Origin of the sequence: Pseudomonas sp. TMW22080 (assembly GCF_022496745.1) — a bacterium.
GTDB classification, from domain to species: domain Bacteria; phylum Pseudomonadota; class Gammaproteobacteria; order Pseudomonadales; family Pseudomonadaceae; genus Aquipseudomonas; species Aquipseudomonas bubulae.
This window is the reverse complement of sequence record NZ_SCFF01000005.1, coordinates 274,588-290,974: the sequence shown is the minus strand read 5'-3', so window position 1 is coordinate 290,974 and position 16,387 is coordinate 274,588. Positions and strand designations below refer to the sequence as shown.

17 protein-coding genes are annotated in these 16,387 nt (G+C 61.6%); all 17 read left to right on the top strand.

Annotated elements, in window-relative coordinates; translation table 11 throughout:
- Positions 1 to 3 precede the first annotated feature (3 nt).
- From EQV96_RS18400 to EQV96_RS18320, 17 genes are read left to right on the top strand one after another with little or no spacing between them, the layout of a single operon-like run.
- Positions 4 to 258, top strand: coding sequence for an acyl carrier protein (locus EQV96_RS18400; protein WP_095000884.1), 255 nt, complete (start codon positions 4 to 6; stop codon positions 256 to 258).
- Positions 255 to 800, top strand: a complete 546-nt coding sequence (locus EQV96_RS18395; protein ID WP_095000883.1) for a hypothetical protein — start codon at positions 255 to 257, stop codon at positions 798 to 800. Before EQV96_RS18400 ends, EQV96_RS18395 begins: the two co-directional genes overlap by 4 nt.
- Positions 797 to 2,467: an AMP-binding protein gene (locus EQV96_RS18390; RefSeq protein WP_150629081.1), complete on the top strand. Its 1,671-nt coding sequence runs from the start codon at positions 797 to 799 to the stop codon at positions 2,465 to 2,467. Before EQV96_RS18395 ends, EQV96_RS18390 begins: the two co-directional genes overlap by 4 nt.
- A gap of 13 nt (positions 2,468 to 2,480) precedes the next feature.
- A complete protein-coding gene (locus tag EQV96_RS18385) occupies positions 2,481 to 3,215 on the top strand; it encodes a glycosyltransferase family 2 protein (RefSeq protein ID WP_095000881.1) in 735 nt (244 codons plus the stop codon).
- Positions 3,212 to 4,150, top strand: coding sequence for a glycosyl transferase (locus EQV96_RS18380; RefSeq protein WP_095000880.1), 939 nt, complete (start codon positions 3,212 to 3,214; stop codon positions 4,148 to 4,150). The genes EQV96_RS18385 and EQV96_RS18380 overlap by 4 nt, the downstream gene beginning before the upstream one ends.
- The gene (locus EQV96_RS18375; protein WP_130872287.1) at positions 4,131 to 5,675 is read left to right on the top strand and encodes an aromatic amino acid ammonia-lyase; all 1,545 of its coding nucleotides are present in this window, start codon (positions 4,131 to 4,133) and stop codon (positions 5,673 to 5,675) included. Before EQV96_RS18380 ends, EQV96_RS18375 begins: the two co-directional genes overlap by 20 nt.
- On the top strand, positions 5,668 to 6,093 hold the full coding sequence (locus EQV96_RS18370) for an acyl-CoA thioesterase (RefSeq protein WP_095000878.1): 426 nt from the start codon (positions 5,668 to 5,670) through the stop codon (positions 6,091 to 6,093). The genes EQV96_RS18375 and EQV96_RS18370 overlap by 8 nt, the downstream gene beginning before the upstream one ends.
- On the top strand, positions 6,090 to 6,800 hold the full coding sequence (locus tag EQV96_RS18365; protein ID WP_240882234.1) for an outer membrane lipoprotein carrier protein LolA: 711 nt from the start codon (positions 6,090 to 6,092) through the stop codon (positions 6,798 to 6,800). The genes EQV96_RS18370 and EQV96_RS18365 overlap by 4 nt, the downstream gene beginning before the upstream one ends.
- Positions 6,790 to 9,105, top strand: coding sequence for a hypothetical protein (locus tag EQV96_RS18360; protein ID WP_240882233.1), 2,316 nt, complete (start codon positions 6,790 to 6,792; stop codon positions 9,103 to 9,105). Before EQV96_RS18365 ends, EQV96_RS18360 begins: the two co-directional genes overlap by 11 nt.
- Positions 9,099 to 10,262, top strand: coding sequence for a sodium:proton antiporter (locus EQV96_RS18355; protein WP_240882232.1), 1,164 nt, complete (start codon positions 9,099 to 9,101; stop codon positions 10,260 to 10,262). The genes EQV96_RS18360 and EQV96_RS18355 overlap by 7 nt, the downstream gene beginning before the upstream one ends.
- Positions 10,250 to 11,497: an NAD(P)/FAD-dependent oxidoreductase gene (locus tag EQV96_RS18350; RefSeq protein WP_095017716.1), complete on the top strand. Its 1,248-nt coding sequence runs from the start codon at positions 10,250 to 10,252 to the stop codon at positions 11,495 to 11,497. Before EQV96_RS18355 ends, EQV96_RS18350 begins: the two co-directional genes overlap by 13 nt.
- Positions 11,494 to 12,249 (top strand): class I SAM-dependent methyltransferase, encoded by a 756-nt coding sequence (locus tag EQV96_RS18345; protein WP_095000874.1) that lies wholly within the window; start codon positions 11,494 to 11,496, stop codon positions 12,247 to 12,249. Before EQV96_RS18350 ends, EQV96_RS18345 begins: the two co-directional genes overlap by 4 nt.
- A gap of 5 nt (positions 12,250 to 12,254) precedes the next feature.
- Entirely contained in the window at positions 12,255 to 12,773 is a 519-nt protein-coding gene (locus tag EQV96_RS18340) for a DUF3261 domain-containing protein (protein WP_165484595.1), read from the top strand.
- A complete protein-coding gene (locus tag EQV96_RS18335; protein ID WP_095026333.1) occupies positions 12,770 to 13,957 on the top strand; it encodes a beta-ketoacyl-[acyl-carrier-protein] synthase family protein in 1,188 nt (395 codons plus the stop codon). The genes EQV96_RS18340 and EQV96_RS18335 overlap by 4 nt, the downstream gene beginning before the upstream one ends.
- On the top strand, positions 13,954 to 14,421 hold the full coding sequence (locus EQV96_RS18330; RefSeq protein ID WP_095017717.1) for a hotdog family protein: 468 nt from the start codon (positions 13,954 to 13,956) through the stop codon (positions 14,419 to 14,421). The genes EQV96_RS18335 and EQV96_RS18330 overlap by 4 nt, the downstream gene beginning before the upstream one ends.
- Complete coding sequence (gene fabG / locus EQV96_RS18325) at positions 14,414 to 15,142, top strand: 3-oxoacyl-ACP reductase FabG (RefSeq protein WP_095000870.1); 729 nt, start codon at positions 14,414 to 14,416, stop codon at positions 15,140 to 15,142. The genes EQV96_RS18330 and fabG overlap by 8 nt, the downstream gene beginning before the upstream one ends.
- Positions 15,142 to 16,368, top strand: coding sequence for a beta-ketoacyl-ACP synthase (locus EQV96_RS18320; protein WP_095000869.1), 1,227 nt, complete (start codon positions 15,142 to 15,144; stop codon positions 16,366 to 16,368). The genes fabG and EQV96_RS18320 overlap by 1 nt, the downstream gene beginning before the upstream one ends.
- Positions 16,369 to 16,387 lie beyond the last annotated feature (19 nt).

Genomic DNA, 16,387 nt, shown 5'->3' with positions numbered 1-16,387 from the left:
ACCATGCAAAACCGTGACGACATTTTCAACACCCTGCGCGACGCTCTGGTCGAACTTTTCGAACTGGAACCCGAACGCATCACCCTGGACGCCAACCTGTATCAGGATCTGGAAATCGACAGCATTGACGCTGTCGACCTGATTGACCATATCAAGCGTAAAACCGGCAAACGAATCGCCGCTGAAGAATTCAAATCGGTGCGTACCGTCAATGACGTGGTCGAGGCGGTTTACCGCCTGGTTCACGCTGACGCATGAACCGCCTGATTGGCCTCGGCCTGTTGCTGGCCGGACTGATGTACCCCTTTGCGGTGTATTTCGGCATGGCCCATTTCGCCCCGTGGCAATTCGCGCTGCTGCTGGGCAGCCTGTGGCTGGCCCGCGCCCTGACCGGCGAACGCCGCCCGGGCAGTCTGTTGATGGCGGTGGTTGCATTGATGTTCTGCGCCTTGCTGGGGCTGTTCAACAGCCCGGCACTGTTGCGCTGGTACCCCGTGCTGGTCAGCACGTTCATGCTTTGCCTGTTCGGCCTGAGCCTGAAGTACGGGCCGCCAATGATCGAGCGGCTGGCGCGGTTGCGCGAGCCCGTGCTGCCCGATATTGCAATTGATTACACGCGGCAGGTGACCAAGGTCTGGTGCCTGTTCTTCATGCTAAACGGATTAGTCGCAGCCTCCCTGACGCTGTGGGCGCCGCTGAGCTGGTGGACGTTATACAACGGCCTGATCGCCTACGCGCTGATGGGGCTGCTGTTTTTCATTGAATGGCTGATACGACAAAAGGTAAGAGGCCGGGCATGAATTGGATAAATCTTGAGCACCTGCTGCTCAAGGGGCACGCAGATCGCCGGGTCAGCGTTGACCCCGAGCTGAACCACGACACCCTGCGTGAACGGGCCCTGCGCCTGGCGGGCGGCCTGCAACAGCGCGGCGTGCGACGCGTTGCCGTACACCTTGAAGATGCCGCCGAGCTGGCGCAGGCCTTGCTCGGTGCCTGGCAGGCCGGAGTCAGCGTGCTCTTGCCCGCCGACCTGCAAGCGCAAACCCGCCTTCGATGGGACAGCCAGGTTGACCTGTGGATAACTCAAAGCGAAGAGTTGCAGGACCTGTACGCCGATCCTCTGCCTGCAGCGCAACTGGATCTGGACCAGTGCCAGCTCAGTTTGTGCACCTCGGGCTCCAGCGGCGAACCCAAACGGATCGACAAAAGCCTGCGCCAGATGGCCAACGAGGTTCAGGCACTGGAGCAACTGTGGGGTGCTGATCTGGGTGATGCATGCATTATTGCCAGTGTGGCGGCGCAGCACATCTACGGGCTGTTGTTCCGTGTGTTGTGGCCTCTGTGCGCAGGCCGCAGCTTTGTACGCAAACAACTGGCCTTCCCTGAAGACATGCAACGCGCCAGCCGTGAGCACGCTGCTTTTGCCTGGATCGCCAGCCCGGCCTTGCTCAAGCGCATGGCCGACAACCTCGACTGGCCGGCGTTAAGCTCGGTCCGCCGAGTATTTTCTTCTGGCGGCGCCCTGCCCGAAGAAGCAGCCCGGACGCTGTTCGAACGCCTGGGCCAGTGGCCGACCGAGATCCTCGGCAGCTCCGAAACCGGCGGTATCGCCTGGCGTCAGGGGCAACACCTGTGGCAGCCCTTTGCCGATGTGCAATTGAGCCAGAGCAGTGACGGCGCCTTGATCATCGCCTCTAGCTACTTGCCCAAGGGCCATGTCGAACACACGGCTGATGCCGCCCGTATTGAAGCCGACGGGCGATTTGAGTTGCTCGGGCGACTGGATCGCATCGTCAAACTCGAAGAGAAACGTATTTCCCTGCCAATGCTGGAGCAGGCGCTGGTCTCCCATGACTGGGTAGCCGAAGCCCGCCTGGGCGTGGTGCATGACAAACGCGCCTCACTGGGCGCCCTGCTGGTGCTCAGCGCCAGTGGCCTCTTTGCCCTGCGCGAACAGGGGCGCCGAGCCCTGACCCACACCCTGCGCCAGCACTTGAGTCAGCACTGCGAAGCCGTGGCCTTGCCGCGCCGCTGGCGTTTGCTGCGCCAGTTACCACTCAACAGCCAGGGCAAGCTGCCACAGGCCCGGATCGATGCATTGTTACTCGCACCCCGGCCCAAGCTGCCGGAAGTGTTGAGCCAAAGCGAAGACGCCGGTCAGTGGACGCTGAACCTGTCGATCCCGCCGGACCTGGCGTTCTTCAGCGGCCATTTCCCCAAAACACCGGTGTTGCCGGGTGTGGTGCAAGTGGACTGGGCAATGGTGTTGGGCCAGCAACTGCTCGACCTGCCGCCGCGTTTTGCCGGGATGGAAGTACTCAAGTTCCAGCAACTGGTGCGCCCCGGGGACGCCATTGAATTAACCCTGCGCTTTGACAGCGAACGCGCAAAATTGCACTTCGCCTACCGCAACGCCACTGCACCCTGTTCCAGTGGTCGTATCGTGCTGGAGGCCCCCTGTGGATAACAGTGATAGTCCCGTGCATAACCCCTGCGCCGTGATCCCGGTGTACAACCACGAAACCGCCGTGCCTGGCGTGGTCGCGGCCCTGCGCGCCGCCGGTTTGCCCTGTGTGCTGGTCGACGACGCCAGCAGCCCCGCCTGCGCCGCTGTTCTTGGTGAGCTTGCCCGTGGCGAAAACATCTTTCTCATTCGTCTGGCCGTCAATCAGGGCAAAGGCGGCGCAGTCATGGCCGGGCTTCGTGAAGCCATGCAACTGGGCTTTACCCATGCCCTGCAAGTGGATGCAGATGGCCAGCACGATCTGCGCAACGTCGCTACTTTCATGCGGGTTTCACAGCAAAACCCTGCAGCGCTGGTTTGCGGTTACCCACAGTACGATGCCAGCGTGCCCAAGGGCCGCCTGTATGCGCGTTACCTGACCCATGTGTGGGTGTGGATCAACAGCCTTTCATTGCAGATTCCCGACTCGATGTGCGGTTTTCGGGTCTACCCGCTGGCGCCGACCCTCGCACTGATCAACTCGGTAACGCTGGGCAAGCGCATGGATTTCGACCCCGAGATCCTGGTTCGCCTGGCGTGGCGCAACCAGCCGATGTGCTGGCTGCCGACCCAGGTCCACTACCCGCAGGACGGTCTCTCGCACTTTCGCCTGTTCCATGACAATGCGCTGATTTCGAGCATGCACACCAAGCTGTTTTTCGGCATGTTGATACGCTTGCCGGGCATCCTCTGGAGGCGCTGCAAAGCATGAATGAACCTCAACAGCATTGGGCTGCCCACAAAGAGCGCGGCAGTTTCCGGCTGATGAAGCTCACCGCCCTGGGCGTCAGGTTGCTGGGCCGACGTGTGCTCAGCCCGGTGCTTTACGCCATTGTGCTGTACTTCTTTGTGTTCGGCGGCCGCGCACGACGCAGCATCTGGCAATACCAGCAGCGCCTGGCCGACTGGAGCGAGCAAAGCGAGTTGCGCCCTACCCGCTGGCGGGTATTCGGGCAGTTCATGGCGTTTGCCGACGCCCTGCTCGACAAGCTCGATGTATGGAATGGCCGTCTCAAGATCGAAGACATCGAAATCGTTGACCCCGCGCTGCTGCGCAATCAACTGCGCGGCGAACGCGGGCAGATGCTGGTAGGCGCCCACTTGGGGAACCTTGAAGTCTGCCGTGCGCTCGCCGAACTGGGCGAGCAGGTGACCATGAATGTGCTGGTTCACACCCGGCATGCCGAACACTTCAACCGCCTGCTGGGCGAAGCCGGGGCCAGCCATTTACGGTTGATTCAGGTCAGTGAACTCAACCCGGCGGTGATGCTGCAACTCAACCAGCGCCTGGAAAACGGCGAATGGCTGGCCATCGCCGGTGACCGCGTACCACTCAATGGCGGGCGCCATATAGAGGTCGGTTTCCTCGGCTATACGGCAGCATTCCCCCAAGGCCCGTGGTTGCTGGCAGGACTGCTCAAATGCCCGGTCAATCTGATGTTCTGCCTGAAACACAAAGGCCGTTATCGAGTCATCCTCGAACCCTTTGCCCGCGAAGTGGTGTGGCGACGCAATAACCGCGAGCAGGTGATCGACGACTGGGCCACGCTCTACGCCGACCGCCTGGGCTACTACTGCCTGCAGGCACCGCAACAATGGTTCAACTTTTACCCTTTCTGGAAGACCGATGACGACGCATCCGCATGAGCCAGTAACCTTCGGCCAAACCCCGTTGCGCATTGAAGACGTGCTGGCCCTGGCCAATCGTCAGGCGCCAACGCGGCTGCAGGACGACCCCGACTACCGCGAGCGCATCGCCAAGGGCGCGCGCTTTCTCGACTCGCTGCTGGACAAGGAAGGCGTGATCTATGGCGTAACCACCGGCTACGGCGACTCCTGCGTGGTTGCGGTGCCGCTGGAGCACGTCGAAGCCTTGCCCCGCCACCTCTATACCTTCCACGGTTGCGGCCTGGGCAAATTGCTCGATGCGCAAGCCACCCGCGCGGTGCTTGCGGCACGCTTGCAGTCGCTGTGCCACGGCGTGTCGGGGGTGCGCATAGAGTTGCTGGAACGATTGCAGGCTTTTATTGCCCACGACATCCTGCCACTGATCCCCGAAGAAGGCTCGGTGGGGGCCAGTGGCGACCTGACGCCACTGTCTTACGTGGCCGCAACCCTGTCGGGCGAACGCGAAGTCCTGTTCAAGGGCGAGCGCCGCCTTGCAGCAGATGTGCACCGGGAACTGGGCTGGACACCGCTGGTACTTCGGCCCAAGGAAGCGCTGGCACTGATGAACGGTACCGCCGTGATGACCGGCCTCGCCTGCCTGGCCTATGCCCGCGCCGACTACCTGCTCAAACTGGCCACGCGCATCACCGCCCTCAACGTGGTGGCGCTGCAAGGCAACCCCGAGCACTTTGACGAACGCCTGTTTGCCACCAAGCCGCACCCGGGACAAATGCAGGTCGCTGCCTGGATCCGTCAGGACCTCGCCATCGATGCCCCCACCGCACCGTTGCATCGCCTGCAAGACCGCTACTCGCTGCGTTGCGCGCCCCATGTGCTGGGCGTGCTGGCAGACAGCCTGAGCTGGCTGCGCGGGTTTATCGAGACCGAACTCAACAGCGCCAACGACAACCCGATCATTGACGCCGAAGAGGAGCGCGTACTGCACGGCGGGCACTTCTACGGCGGCCATATCGCCTTTGCGATGGACAGCCTCAAGACCTTGGTGGCCAACGTCGCCGACCTGCTCGACCGCCAGCTCGCCCTGCTGGTGGACGTACGCTACAACCACGGCCTGCCGAGCAACCTGTCGGGCGCCAGCGCAGAACGGGCAATGCTCAACCACGGCTTTAAAGCGGTGCAGATAGGTACCAGCGCCTGGACTGCCGAGGCATTGAAAAACACCATGCCGGCCAGCGTCTTCTCACGCTCCACGGAATGCCATAACCAGGACAAGGTGAGCATGGGCACCATCGCCGCTCGTGATGCGATCCGCGTACTGGAGTTGACCGAGCAGGTGGCAGCGGCCACCTTGCTGGCTGCCCATCAGGGCGTTTGGCTGCGCAGCCGTGCCGAAGACGCTCGCCCGTTGCCGCCGGCGCTGGCGCAGATGCATGCCGAACTGGCCAAAGATTTTGCCCCCGTGGTTGAAGACCGCGCCCTGGAAGCCGAACTGCGTTTGTGCCTGAGCCGCATCGCCCAACAACACTGGAGGCTGCATGCGTAGTAAAGGGGTTTTTCACGTTGATACCGAAGTGTTGGTGCCGTTTTTCGACATCGATACCATGCACGTGGTGTGGCACGGGCATTACGTCAAATACCTCGAAGTGGCGCGCTGTGCGCTGCTTGACCATATCGGTCACAACTACACGCAGATGCTCGAAGCGGGTTATGCGTGGCCGGTGATCGACATGCAGTTGCGTTATGTCCGCGGCGCCACGTTCGGCCAGCGGATCAACGTGCGCGCCAGCCTGGTGGAATGGGAGAACCGCCTGAAGATTAATTATCTAATTAGCGATGCGGTCACGGGTGAGCGTTTGACTAGGGCAGTTACAGTGCAGGTGGCGGTTGAAATTGAGAGCCGGGAGATGCAATTGGCCTCGCCTGGGTGTTTTGTGCGGGCTGTAGAGCGGGTGCTGTCATGAATGGATCAAAAGCCCCTCACCCTAGCCCTCTCCCAAAGGGAGAGGGGATTGACCGCGGCGCACTCAAGAACTCAGCCATTCTGCCCCCTCTCCCTCTGGGAGAGGGCAAAGGCCGCACCCGTCTCTCATTGCTGTTCGCCGCCTTGCTGTTCACCCCACTGGCCCACGCCTTCGACCTGCAACAACTGAGCGAACAACTGGCCAAGCCCCAGGTGATCCACGGTGATTTCATCCAGGAAAAACACCTGCGCGCGCTGCCCAAGCCACTCACCAGCACCGGCACATTTGTCCTGGCCAAGGACCACGGCCTGCTCTGGCAACTGAAAACCCCGCTGCAACAGGATTACCGCATCAACGCCCAGGGCATCGCCCGACGCGACGGCACGCAATGGCAGATGCTCCCGGGCAAAAGCGCGGGCGCCGAGCAGAACCGTTTGTTCCTCGCTGTTTTGCAAGGCGACAGCAGCGGCCTGCAACGTGATTTCGACCTGCAATTACAAGGCGAACCCAGCCGCTGGGCGCTGACGCTGACACCACGTTCACTGCTGCTCAAGCAAGTGTTCACCCGGATCAATATTGAAGGCGGCGAGCTGGTGCAACGTATCGAACTGCAAGAAGCCCAAGGTGACAGCACGCTGCTAAAAATGCCAAACAGCGTCGGCAATCAACCCTTGAGCGACGCGGAGCAAAACGACTTTGCGCAGTGAGCGCTGGCTGCCACGGGCCTTTCTGGTTCTGTTGCTGGCCGTGATGGCACTGGCTGGCTGGCAGTGGCGCCACGGTGCGCCGCTGTCGGCCAACCTGATGGAGCTGGTGCCGGGCGACACACCGGATGCGCTGGAGCTCAGCGCCGAACAGCGCATGCAAGAGCCCCTGAACCGCGAAATGCTGGTGCTGGTCGCCAGTGCAGACCGTCAGCAGGCGATCGCCAGCGCTCAACAATTGGGCGAGCAATGGCAAGCCAGCGGCCTGTTTGAAAAGGTCCAGTGGGGCCTGCAAGCCGACCTCCCGGCCCTGCGCGAGCAACTGCTGCGCGGGCGTCTGGCGATGCTCTCGAACGCCGACCGTACCCAGTTGATCGAACACCCCGAGGCCTTTATCCAGCAGCGGGTGCAGGCGTTGTTCGACCCCTTTACCGGCTTTAGCCTGGTGCCCAGCCAGGATGACTGGCTGGGCCTGACCGGTCGCATTCAAAACAGCCAGCCGCAACGCGGTGCGGTGCAACTGGACATTGGCAGCGGCGCCCTGATTGCCGATGCCGACGGCAAAAGCTGGGTGCTGTTGCGCGCCCGTACGCAAGGCAATGCATTCGATATGAAGCTGCCTCTGCGGGTCGCCGAACTGCTCGAACAGAGCCGTGAGCAGGTCGCTAAAAACGACGTGCAATTACTCGCCGCCAGCGGCCTGCTGTATGCCGCCAGCGGGCAACAACAAGCCAGCCGGGAAATTACCTGGGTCGGCGGTGGTGCAACGGTGGGTATTCTGCTGCTGTTGCTGCTGGCCTTCCGGCGCTGGCGCGTGCTGCTGGCCTTCGTTCCAGTGCTGGTGGGCATGCTGTTTGGCGCCGTGGCCTGTGTCGCGTGGTTTGGCAGCATGCACGTGATGACACTGGTGCTGGGCTCCAGCCTGATCGGCGTGGCGGTGGATTACCCCCTGCATTACCTGTCCAAAAGCTGGAGCCTGAAACCCTGGCGCAGCTGGCCCGCCTTGCGCCTGACCTTGCCCGGTCTGAGCCTGAGCCTGGCCACCAGTTGCATCGGTTATCTGGCGCTGGCTTTCACGCCCTTCCCGGCGTTGACACAAATCGCCCTTTTTTCCGCGGCCGGGTTGATCGGCGCTTACTTGAGTGCGGTGTGCCTGCTGCCGGCGCTGCTCAAAGGCGTCGAGTTGCGTCCTGCGCAATGGCCACTGAACATTGCGCAAAGTCTGCTTGATGCACGCGCAGCACTGCTGGAAAAAGTCCCGACGGCTGCGCTGCTGGCACTGCTGCTGACCTTTTGTGCCGCCGGCTTGTGGCAGCTCACCAGCAAAAACGACATCCGCCAATGGGTCGGCGCCCCGCCACAGTTGATGAACGAAGCCCAGGCCATTGCGCGCATCACCGGCTATCAGCCAACCAGCCAGTTCTTTCTGGTACGCGCCGACAACGAACAGCAATTACTGGAGCGCCAGAGCAGCCTGAGCCAGCGCCTGGAACAGTTGATCGGCAGCGGCAAGTTGCAAGGCTTTCTGGCCCTCAACCAACTGGTCAGCCAGCCCGGCGAGCAACAACGATTGCGCGCCGCCCTCAGCGCGCTGCCTCAACACTGGCAGCCGCTGCTGGCGCTGGGCGTACCCGAAAGCGCCTTGCAAACCGAGCTGGCGCAGTTGCAAGCCTTGCCCGATCAGTCAATCGACGATGCGCTGGCAGGCCCGTTGGCCGAACCATGGCGAGCACTATGGCTGGGCAAAAATACCGACGGCGTCGCCGCGATGGTCAGCCTGCAAGGTTTAAATGATGCCAGCCTGTTGCGTGCGCAAACGCAGGACTTGCCCGGTGTGAAACTGGTGGATCGCCTGGGGGACTTGAACAAAGTGTTTGCGGCCACACAAATCAGCGCTGCTGAGTTGAAGCTGTTGTCATGCGCGCTGATCGTCGTGCTATTGATCGCTCCGTTCGGCTTTGGCGGAGCATTGCGCATCGTTGCGCTGCCGCTCCTCGCCGCCCTGTGCAGCCTCGCCAGCCTTGGCTGGCTGGGCCAGCCGCTAACCTTGTTCAGCTTGTTCGGCTTATTGCTGGTCACCGCCATCAGCGTCGACTACGCGATCCTGATGCGCGAGCAAATCGGTGGTGCGGCCGTCAGCTTGCTGGGCACCTTGCTGGCCGCCCTGACCACATGGCTGTCGTTTGGCTTGCTGGCGGTGTCGAGTACACCGGCGGTGAGCAATTTCGGTTTGTCGGTGAGCCTGGGGCTGGCGTTCAGCTTTATCCTCGCCCCCTGGGCGGGCAAGCAGGAGCATAAGCCGTGTTGACGGGTCTGTTCTGGCTGCTGGCGTTAGTCCTGTTTGCGCTGGCCACTCACGTGGGTCGGCGCTTTCGCATGATCCCGATTGTCAGCCAGTTGTTGCTGGCGTCCATCGGTTTGCCGTTGCTGATGCTGTTCTGGATCGAGCCGCACTGGCAGCTCAACGGTGCGCAACTGGTGGCGCCGGTCTGGCTCAAAAGCCTTTACAGCCTGAGCTTCGCCCTGTTGCTGGGGACCATTTTGAGCGACGTGATTGATCTGCGACTGGACCGCCAGAGCCTGAAAATCGCCCTGCCCAGCTTTGCCGTGCCCTTCGTCAGCGGGCTCGCCTGCGCCGTCTGGCTGTTGCCCGAGCAACCCTGGCTGAATTCGCTGGCCGTGGGGCTGGTGTTTGCCATCACTGCCATCCCGGTGCTGTACCTGTACCTGCGCCATATCGACTACCCGCCTGCTGCCTCCCGTCGCCTGGTGCAAAGCGCAATTGTGATCGACCTGACCTGTTGGAGCCTGTTCGGCCTGGCCCAGGGCAGCCTGAACCTGAGAAGTGTATTACTGCCGCTGGCCGGGGCTTTATTGCCGCTGCTGATGCGCGGCCTGCGCATTCGTCAGCCGCTGTGCTACAGCCTGAGTTTTTTCGCACTGTTGGTGGTGGCCGAACATTACCGCCTCAATGCGTTGATATTTGGCGTCGGCTATCTGGTCTGCATGGCATGGCTCAAGGTACCGCTGGTGATGCCGTTAAAGGCCGTGTGGCTTGAGCGCATGCAGACCACGCTGGCGATCCCGCTGATTCTGACGTTCGGCATTGTGCAGATTGATGTACACAGCGCCCTGGGCCAGATAAGCCCGCTGCAACTGGCGGCCCTGTTGCTTCTGCCGATGGCCAGCAAACTGCTGGGCAACTGGCTCGGACTGAGCTGGGCCACGCCCTCGTTTGCAGGCGCCAGCCGATGGCGTGAGAGCCTGCTGCTGAACATTCGCGGGTTGAGTGAGATCGTATTTCTCAACTTGCTGCTGCAACAACAGCTGATCAGTCCCGCGTTGTACTTCGCGTTGATACTGATGAGCCTCATCGCCACGCTGCTGCCGGCGCTGGCGGGTATGAGCAACCCCCCCTTGAAGTCTGCCGTGGTACCCGGCAAGGAGCGCCTGTGTCAGGAATAGAAATGGAACGTCGTCAGGTTGTAGTCATCGGTGCAGGACCGTCCGGCGCCATTGCCTCGGCCCTACTTAAACGCAAGGGCCACGATGTGCTGGTTATCGAGCGCCAGCACTTCCCGCGCTTTTCGATTGGCGAAAGCCTGCTTTCGCACTGCATCGACTTCATCGAAGAAGCGGGCATGCTGGACGCGGTGCAGGCCGCCGGCTTCCAGCTGAAAAACGGTGCTGCCTTCGCCTGGGGCGAGCAATACAGCGCCTTCGATTTTGGTGACACATTCAGTAACGGCAAACCCACCACCTTTCAAGTGCAACGCGCGGACTTCGACAAACTGCTGGCCGATCAAGCCGCGCTGCAAGGTGTCGAAATCCGTTATGGCGAAACCGTGATCAGCACGGATATCGAGCGTGCCAAACCGCTCCTGCACATTGAGCGCGAAGACACCAGCCGCTATCAGGTTGAAGCTGACTTCATTCTCGACGCCAGCGGCTACGGCCGCGTATTGCCGCGCTTGCTCGACCTTGAAGCACCGTCGAACTTTCCGCTGCGTCAGGCGGTGTTTACCCACGTGGAAGACCGTATCGATTACGCAGGTTTTGATCGCAACAAAATCCTTATTACCACCCACCCGACCCAGCGCGACATCTGGTTCTGGAGCATCCCGTTCAGCAATGGCCGCACGTCGGTGGGCGTGGTGGCGGCAGCCGGGCATTTCGAAGGCCGCAGTGAAAACCTCGACACCTGCCTGCGTAGTTTTATCGATGAAACCCCCAGCCTGCAACGGGTGCTGGCCAATGCCGTATGGGACACTCCGGCCCGTACCCTGGGCGGTTACTCGGCCAACGTCAAAACCCTGCACGGCCCTGGTTTTGCACTATTGGGCAACGCTGCCGAGTTCCTCGACCCGGTGTTCTCCTCGGGCGTAACCATCGCCATGCGTTCAGCGAGCATGGCGGCGGGCGTGCTGCACCGTCAGTTGCAAGGCGAGGCGGTGGACTGGCAAAGCGAGTTTGCCGAACCGCTCAAGCGCGGGGTCGACACCTTCCGTTGCTATGTTGAAGGCTGGTACGCCGGCACCTTCCAGGACGTGATCTACCACCCCGGTAGCCAGCCGCATATTCGCCGCATGATCAGCTCGATCCTGGCCGGTTATGCCTGGGACGAAAGCAACCCCTTTGTCAGCGAGTCAAGGCGCCGTTTGCGCATGCTGTCGGATATCTGCGCCACGGAGCCCGCATGAAACCTCTGAGCGATACCTACGTTGAAGAAACCCGCCTGGGGTTCTGGTTCTTGCGCAGCCACACCTGGCAGCACCATGTACTGCGGGTGGCCATCAATGACCTGCGCAGCCTGTTCAGTGATGAACTGCCAACCGCGCCGGTGATCCTCGATGCCGGTTGCGGCCAGGGCAAATCGTTCCAATACCTGGACAAAACCTTCGCACCGAAGCGCCTGATCGGCCTCGATGCTGATCCCCTGAGCCTGCACTTGAGCGCCGAAGAAGCCCGGCGTCAGGGCATCGACATTGAGCTGATCGGCAGCGATTGCGCTGAGCTGAAGGTGGCCGATGACAGCATCGACATCCTGTTCTGTCACCAGACTTTTCATCACCTGGTGCAACAGGACCGGGCATTGGCCGAGTTCTACCGGGTGCTCAAGCCCGGTGGTTACTTGCTGTTTGCCGAGTCCACCGAAGCCTATATCGATACCTGGGTGATCCGCTGGCTGTTCCGTCACCCCATGCATGTGCAAAAAAGCGCAGCGCAATACCTGGAGATGATCCGTGACCAGGGCTTTGAATTTGAGCCACAGAATATCTCCTATCCTTACCTGTGGTGGAGTCGCTCCAAGGACTTCGGCCTGTTGGAGCGGGTTGGCTTGCTAAAGCCAAAACCGGTGGGCCAGCGTGATGAAACCCTGGTCAACGTGGTGGCGCGCAAACCCCAATCCCCTGTGGGAGCGGGTTTACTCGCGACAGGATCGCTGCTGTGAATCAGATGAACCGAGTTGCCTGCATCGCGAGCAAGCCCGCTCCCACACGGATAATGTTTGTGTGGTTAGTGATATGCATGCTGCTCAGTAGCTGCACCAGCTTGCCGCTGCCCAGGAAAACGCCAACCCTGGCCCTGCCCATGCAATTGCATATCCAGCGCGAACAGGCCGAACAACGGCAAGACTGGTTGCTGGTGATCCAGCAGCAAGGACCTGCCCTACGCTGGTCGCTGATGGACCCCCTGGGTATTCCGCTGGCGCGCCAATTACTGCAAGACGGCACCTGGCAGGCTGACGGTCTGTTGCCGCCCAACCCCGAGGCCCGCGAACTCTTCGCCGCGCTATTGTTTGCACTGACACCGGCAACTGAGCTGGCGGACAATTATCCACAAGCAAAAACTGCGGCTGACTTGCGAGTTATTGAACAGCGCTGGCAAGTGCACTACCAGCAACCCGAGGCATTTCGCATCGATATGAAGGGCGATCTGCATTACACAATCAGCCCGCTGGAGGCCGCCCCATGACTGCTTACCTCAACGCACTGGGCGTGGTCTGCTCTCTGGGCCGAGGCCCCGCCGAAGTGGCGAGCAAACTGTTTGCCGGTGACTGCTCGGGCATGCAGCGGCAAAGCGGCTGGGTGCCTGAACGCTCGCCGACCATCGGCGCGGTAAGCGGCGAACTGGCAGCGATCGCCGCGGGGCTCGAACAGCAAAACAGCCGCAACAACCGACTGTTGCTCGAAGCCGCATTGCAAATACAGGGCGATATTGAGCAAGCAATCGCTACTTTCGGCCGCGATCGTATTGCCATCGTGCTGGGCACCAGTACCTCGGGCATTGATGAAGCCAGTCAGGGCATTGCCCATTACCTGCAGCATCAGCAGTTCCCCGCTGATTACAGCTATCAGCAACAAGAGCTGAGTGCACCGGCCACGTTCCTGGCCGACTGGCTGAACATCAGCGGGCCGGCCTATGTGATCTCCACCGCCTGTACCTCCAGCGCCCGGGCGCTGATGAGCGCCCAGCGGTTGCTGGACATGAACCTGTGCGACGTAGTGCTGTGCGGCGGTGTCGACACGCTATGCAAATTGACGCTCAACGGTTTTTCGGCGCTGGAAGCGGTGGCGGATGAGCGCTGCAACCCGTTTTCGGTCAACCGTCGAGGCATCAATATCGGCGAAGCGGCAGCGCTGTTCTTGATGAGCAGGCACCCCGCCAACGGCCACACCATCGCTCTGCTCGGCGCAGGCGCCAGCAGTGACGCGCACCATATTTCCGCCCCGGAGCCCAGCGGCCGCGGCGCCGTACAAGCCATGCACAAAGCCTTGGGCCGCGCGGGTTTACAGCCCGCTCAGATCGGTTACCTGAACCTGCATGGCACCGCCACCCAGCACAACGATGCGATGGAAAGCCACGCCGTGTCGCAGGTGTTCGCCAACGGTGTGCCGTGTTCGTCGACCAAACCCATGACCGGCCATACCCTGGGTGCGGCTGGCGCGCTGGAAGCTGCCTTCTGCTGGCTGAGCCTGAGCCACGGTGGTGCTTTGGCGCCCCATGTCTGGGACGGCCAAGGCGACCCGGCGCTGCCGGCGCTAAACTGGGTTACCCCCGGCCAGACCCTCGCACCCGCCCCACAGCGCTGCCTGATGAGCAATTCGTTTGCCTTCGGCGGCAATAACGTCAGCCTGATTATCGGAGAGGCCCCATGATTGACTGGCCACTCGCCGAACTGCTGCCCCACGCTGGCGACATGATCCTGATCGATCAGGTCCTGGCGTTTGATGAAGAGCAGATTGAAACCCGCCTGATCGTAAAAGCCGGCGGCCTGTTCAACCGCGAAGACGGTAGCCTGCCCGCCTGGACAGGCATTGAATTGATGGCGCAAAGCGTCGCGGCCTACGCCGGTTGTCGCGCCCGCTTGCAGGGCCGCCCCGTGGCGCTGGGCTTTTTGTTGGGCACACGTAAATTTGAATGTAACGTCGAACATTTCCCGCTCGGCGCCCCGCTGCATATCCACGCCCTGCGCTCACTGGAAGACGACAACGGCATGGGCGTATTCGAGTGTCACCTCACCGGCCCCGGTATCCATGCCAGCGCCCGCCTGAACGTGTTCCGTCCGCCCCAGGCTGACACCTACCTTGCTCAAACACCCCGGGAGACCCGCCATGACTGAGTCCATTCTGGTCACAGGTTCCAGCCGTGGCATTGGCCGCGCCATCGCCTTGCGCCTGGCCCAAGCCGGCTTCGATCTGGTCCTGCATTGCCGTAGCGGCCGCAGCGAAGCCGATGCCGTCATGGCCGAAGTACACGCCTTGGGTCGCAGTGCCCGGGTGTTGCAATTCGACGTATCGGATCGCACCCAATGCAAAGCCATTCTGGAAGCCGACGTTGAAACCCACGGCGCCTACTACGGCGTAGTGCTCAATGCCGGCCTGACTCGCGACGGCGCCTTTCCAGCGCTGAGCGAAGACGATTGGGACGTGGTGATGCGCACCAACCTCGACGGCTTTTACAACGTGCTGCACCCGGTGATGATGCCGATGATCCGCCGCCGCGCAGCCGGGCGTATCGTCTGCATTACTTCGGTCTCGGGCCTGATCGGCAACCGCGGGCAGGTCAACTACAGCGCTTCCAAGGCCGGTTTGATCGGCGCCGCCAAGGCTCTGGCCATCGAGCTGGGCAAACGCAAAATCACCGTCAACTGCGTCGCGCCGGGGCTGATCGACACCGCCATGCTTGACGAAAACGTACCGGTAGACGAACTGATGAAAATGATCCCCGCCCAACGCATGGGCACCCCCGAAGAAGTCGCGGGGGCGGTCAACTTTTTGATGTCGGCCGAAGCGGGCTATATCACCCGCCAGGTGCTGGCCGTCAACGGAGGGTTGTGCTGATGAAACGCGTCGTTGTCACCGGCATGGCCGGTATCACCTCGCTGGGCAGTGACTGGGCCAGTATCGAAGCCAACTTTGTGGTCGGGCGCAGCGGTATCCGGCGCATGGACGAGTGGGACCGGTTCGCTGAACTTAACACCCGACTGGCCGGCCCCATTGATGACTTTGTGGTGCCCGCCCACTGGACCCGCAAGCAACTGCGCAGCATGGGCCGCGTGTCGCGGCTGGCCGTCGGCGCTGCAGAGCAGGCCCTGCAGGACGCCGGCCTGCTCGACAACCCGATCATTCGCGACGGGCGCATGGGCGTAGCCTGCGGCTCGTCCACCGGCAGCACCGACGAGATCATGGCGTTCGGCAATATGCTGCTCAACTCGGTGGCAGACGGCCTCAATGCCAACAGCTACGTACGGATGATGCCGCACACCACAGCGGCCAATATCAGCATCTTCTTTGGCCTGACCGGGCGCCTGATCCCGACCTCCAGTGCCTGCACCAGCGGCAGCCAGGGGATCGGCTATGCCTACGAGGCCATCAAGTTCGGCCGCCTGCCGCTGATGCTCGCCGGCGGCGCCGAAGAACTGTGCCCCACCGAAGCGATGGTGTTTGACGCGCTGTACGCCACCAGCCTGAAAAACGACGCCCCGCACACCAGCCCACGCCCCTACGACAGTGGTCGTGACGGCCTGGTGATCGGCGAAGGCAGCGGCATGCTGGTACTCGAAGAGCTGGAACACGCACTGGCCCGTGGCGCCCATATCCACGCAGAAATCGTCGGCTTTGGCAGCAATGCCGACGGCCAGCACACCACCCGCCCGGAAGTCGGCACCATGCGCCGGGCGATGGAACTGGCACTGGAAGACGCCGGTATTGGCGCGGATGCCATCGGCTATGTAAACGGCCACGGCACCGCCACCGAACAGGGTGATATTGCCGAGACACTGGCCACCAGCGAGCTGTTCGGCAAACACATGCCCATCAGTTCGCAGAAGAGCTTTTTTGGCCATACCCTGGGCGCCTGTGGGGCGCTGGAATCCTGGTTCAGCATCGAAATGATGAACCGCGACCGCTACGTTCCCACGCTTAACCTCGATAAAGTCGACCCGCGCTGCGGCGAACTGGATTACCTGCGTGACGAGTTCCGGGTGATGCACAACGACTACGTGATGAACAACAACTTTGCCTTTGGCGGAGTCAACACATCGTTGATCTTCCGTCGCTGGGCCTGATACCTGTGGAACCCATGCA

Coding starts and splice junctions, on each gene's coding strand:
- EQV96_RS18335 (WP_095026333.1), top strand. CDS start 12,770: ATGACTGCTTACCTCAACGCACTGGGCGTGGTCTGCTCTCTGGGCCGA.
- EQV96_RS18380 (WP_095000880.1), top strand. CDS start 3,212: ATGAATGAACCTCAACAGCATTGGGCTGCCCACAAAGAGCGCGGCAGT.
- EQV96_RS18395 (WP_095000883.1), top strand. CDS start 255: ATGAACCGCCTGATTGGCCTCGGCCTGTTGCTGGCCGGACTGATGTAC.
- EQV96_RS18330 (WP_095017717.1), top strand. CDS start 13,954: ATGATTGACTGGCCACTCGCCGAACTGCTGCCCCACGCTGGCGACATG.
- EQV96_RS18375 (WP_130872287.1), top strand. CDS start 4,131: ATGACGACGCATCCGCATGAGCCAGTAACCTTCGGCCAAACCCCGTTG.
- EQV96_RS18345 (WP_095000874.1), top strand. CDS start 11,494: ATGAAACCTCTGAGCGATACCTACGTTGAAGAAACCCGCCTGGGGTTC.
- fabG (WP_095000870.1), top strand. CDS start 14,414: ATGACTGAGTCCATTCTGGTCACAGGTTCCAGCCGTGGCATTGGCCGC.
- EQV96_RS18365 (WP_240882234.1), top strand. CDS start 6,090: ATGAATGGATCAAAAGCCCCTCACCCTAGCCCTCTCCCAAAGGGAGAG.
- EQV96_RS18340 (WP_165484595.1), top strand. CDS start 12,255: ATGAACCGAGTTGCCTGCATCGCGAGCAAGCCCGCTCCCACACGGATA.
- EQV96_RS18320 (WP_095000869.1), top strand. CDS start 15,142: ATGAAACGCGTCGTTGTCACCGGCATGGCCGGTATCACCTCGCTGGGC.
- EQV96_RS18370 (WP_095000878.1), top strand. CDS start 5,668: ATGCGTAGTAAAGGGGTTTTTCACGTTGATACCGAAGTGTTGGTGCCG.
- EQV96_RS18390 (WP_150629081.1), top strand. CDS start 797: ATGAATTGGATAAATCTTGAGCACCTGCTGCTCAAGGGGCACGCAGAT.
- EQV96_RS18400 (WP_095000884.1), top strand. CDS start 4: ATGCAAAACCGTGACGACATTTTCAACACCCTGCGCGACGCTCTGGTC.